The 3378-nt window shown below is 63.7% G+C and carries 1 protein-coding gene and 4 pseudogenes; all 5 read right to left on the bottom strand.

The genetic code is table 11. The features are described from left to right. Positions 1-76: 76 nt before the first annotated feature. Positions 77-739, bottom strand: a pseudogene (locus FJ425_RS31370) (recombinase family protein); the annotation flags it as partial. Beyond that, a complete protein-coding gene (locus FJ425_RS32520; RefSeq protein WP_064995247.1) occupies positions 726-914 on the bottom strand; it encodes a hypothetical protein in 189 nt (62 codons plus the stop codon). The pseudogene FJ425_RS31370 and the gene FJ425_RS32520, both read right to left, overlap by 14 nt. A gap of 74 nt (positions 915-988) precedes the next feature. Further along, positions 989-1453 (bottom strand): annotated as a pseudogene (locus FJ425_RS32515) (transposase). A gap of 43 nt (positions 1454-1496) precedes the next feature. Further along, a pseudogene (locus tag FJ425_RS32260) lies at positions 1497-2107 on the bottom strand (IS66 family transposase); the annotation flags it as partial. Positions 2108-2112: 5 nt separating this feature from the next. Beyond that, a pseudogene (locus tag FJ425_RS31340) lies at positions 2113-2969 on the bottom strand (transposase); the annotation flags it as partial. Positions 2970-3378: the final 409 nt, after the last annotated feature.

Here is a 3378-nt window from a genome sequence, read left to right as displayed (position 1 = left end):
CCCAGCATCACCGAGTCCTGGTGGAGATCGATGATCTCCGAGACCCGCAACCCCGTTTGCGCGGCCAGCAACAGCAGTAATGCACGCCATCGTCGATCATCGAGATCAGGACCTGGCGCGCACTGCCGAGTTCGCGGAAGCGCGCGAATATCAGGCGAATGGTCTCCTGCAGGCGCATGTCGGGATCGAAACCGAGACCATAATCGCGGTGCCAGACATAGCCGAAGGGCACGGAGATGCGCAGTTCCCCACGCTGTGCCTTGGCGCGGGCGGCCTCGTACATGCGGGCACGCAGCACGCCGAGCTCGAACTCGCTGATGCTGCCCTTCATACCGAGCAGCAGGCGGTCGTTCGGCAATCCCGGATCGTAGACTCCGTCCAGATCGATCACGCGTGCATCGACTTCGCCGCACAACTCGAGCAGCCGATGCCAGTCCGGCCCGTTGCGCGACAGGCGGGACGCCTCCAGGCAAAGCACGGCGCCCACATGGCCGGTGCACAGATCGTCGACCAGGCGCTCGAAACCGGGACGCTCCACAGCCCCGCTTGCGGTTCGTCCCAGATCCTCGTCGATCACCTCTACTTTGCGGAATCCCCAGCGCCGCGCGACGTCGACAAGCTCATACTGCCGACGCTGGCTCTCAAGGTTGAGCTGGACCTGCGCCTGAGTGGACTGACGCACATAGACCACGGCCTTGCGCTTGAGGACGGCAGTCGGAATCAGATTACCGCTCGTCATCGCAGCTCTCCTCCTCCGTTGCCACGCCGGCGGCGGCCATCAGTACGTTGGCGAGCCGGGCGATCACTATGGTCCATTGCGCTGAACTCAGCCCGTTCAGCTTCTGCGAGTCGAGCGGCAAGCTGAGTTGGCGAACGACCACGAGAGATCGTGTCGGGGGTGGCAAGGTTCTCATGTTGCGCCTCCGCGATGGTGAAATCATCCGGAGAGCCTCGCCGGAAACGGCGTTCGATCAAGAGCTTGTTAAGCTCAAGCAGCGCGGCAAGCGATACGCGCGGGGAGCCAAGGTCCATCGCCGCGCAAGCCACGGGATCGATCATCCAGGCCGGAGCGGTAATGACATGCCCGGGCGCGACGACGAGATGAATGATCCGGCCGTTGGCGCGCTCTTCGCTGTTCTCGCAGCGAAGCCGACGTCCGAAATACGGGTGCCAACGGTAATGGACCTCGACCTCCTGCCCAACATGGGCAGAATGACCCCGAGATGGCGATGCCGCGCAGGGCTCGCTCGGCTGCATTGTTCGATGGGCAAATCCGCCCATCGTCGAGGAACCGGGTGAAGGATGACTAGCGACGCAGCATGTAGTTGAAGGCCTTGGTCAGATCGTGTCCGCGCGAGAGCTTGTCGCGCGTCTCGATCATCCAGCGCTCGAGCTCGGTGACCAGCGGCGCGCTCCGCTCTTGGCGCACGGCGTGGCGTTGGCCTGGGGACAGGCCGTTGATCGCGCGCTCAATATCGAACAGGGCATCGATGCGCTCACGGCTTAACCGCGAGCGGATAGACCAGGTTGGGCTTCTCGCCGCGCGCCTTCTTGCGCGCCGCCGCTTCGATATCGGCCAGCTCGAACACTTTGCGCCGGCTGTGGGCCCAGCAGCTGGCCTCCAGAACAGGCGCGGGCTGACGGCCCGTCGTATAGAGATCGCCATAACCGCCATAGGCATCGCCCTGCAGGATGCCGCTCCAGCCGGCGAGATGCGCCGCAGGATGCTCCCCTCGGCGATCGCGGGAATAGTAGAACACCGCCGCCGGCGGATCGGCGCCACCGAATGGTCGGTCATCGCGCACATAGGTCCATAATCGGCCGGTATCGGTCTTGCCCTTGGCCAGGACCGGAACCGTCGTATCGTCGCCGTGCAGACGTGAAGCGGACAGCAATGGGGTTCGAGCCGCTTGAACAGCGGCATCAGCGCCGCGGCGCCGGCGCCGACCTGGTCGGCGAGCGTCGACAGGCTGAGCGGCACGCCTTCGCGGGCATAGCGTTCAGCCTGGCGATTGAGCGGCTGATGCTGGCCGAACTTCTCGAACAGGATCATCGCCAGCAGGCCGGGACCGGCCCAGCCGCGCGGGGTGGCGTGGAACGGCGCCGGAGCCTGATGGGCGGTCCGCTGCCGCCAAAGGGCCGATCATCGCGGAGATAGGTCCAGAGGTAGGCCGTCTTGGCCTTGCCCGATCCCGCCGCCAACGTTGGCAGCGTGGTCTCATCGGCAAAGACCCGCTCACCCTGGTTGATGCCGGTCAGTGCGTAATCGGCGAGTGGCTCGAGCTCGAAGCCGACCTTGCCCATCCACTGGGCCATCTGTGACCGGTCGATCTCGACCTGATCGCGAGCATAGATCGCTTCGTGGCGGTAGATCGGCAGGCCATCAGCGTATTTCGACACCGCGAACTGCGCCAGCAGCGCTTCGGTCGGATGCTTTCGAATGCGGGCGGGAGCGGCTGCCTTGATAACGCCGTCCGACGGGTGACGATCACCCGGAACTTCGCGGGGTGACATCGAGCCGTTCGGAGACATCCTCGCCAATCGGGATCTTTTCCAGCGCTTCGCAGCCAGCAGGCGTTTCGGGCTCGATGACCACCTCGACCTGTTCGAGATGGGCCGCAAAGCCTTTGCGAGGACGCGGTGCGCGCTTCGCTTTCGAGCCGCCCACAGACTTGTCCATCTGCGCTTCGATGGCCGCCACGCCGGTTTCGGTCTCCTCGAAGACGAGAGCATACTGCTCCTCGCTCAGCTCACCGGTCCGCAAAACTTTCGGAGCGGCTGCCGAAGCGCGCGCTCTCCAAGCATCTTCACCACCGCGGTCAGACGTGCGATCCGCTCATCAGCACTTTTGTTGACCAACTCGAGATGAAGGCGCGCTCCTCCATAAGGGCGGCCTTTTCGGCCATGGCAACAACCATCGTCTTGAGCGCGTCAACGTCGTCCGGGAGTGCGAGATGGGGTGTCGACATGGCCAAAATCAGAGCATATTCGCGGGCAATTTTCCCGCTTTTCAGCCCCCTGATTCATCATGCCGCAGGGTTTTACCCAGCCGATTGCGGCCGCCTGACGGTCTCCGTCCGAACCCGTTTCCAGTCCATTCCGTCAACCAGAGCCATGAGCTGAGCATTGAGCTGGACCCGGTTGTGGCCGATCCGCGGCCAACTTCGCGTCGTTAGCCGCTTGGCATAAAAACACACGCCGCTGCCGTCCCACCAGACGATCTTGATCCTGTCCGCTCTTTTGGCGCGGAAGACGTAAAGCGCGCCGTTGAACGGTTAGGTGGCGCGCCACCTAACCCTAGTTATGCATCGGGTGAGATTTTGTGGCGGAGCCGTCCTGGCGCCAGCCGAGGTCTGCCAAATCTGGAATCCTCCGCCA

Origin of the sequence: Mesorhizobium sp. B2-7-2 (genome assembly GCF_006440775.1) — a bacterium.
In the GTDB taxonomy this organism is placed as follows: Bacteria; Pseudomonadota; Alphaproteobacteria; order Rhizobiales; family Rhizobiaceae; genus Mesorhizobium.
The sequence above is the reverse complement of the archived record's forward strand: the minus strand, read 5'-3'. Positions and strand labels throughout refer to the sequence as shown.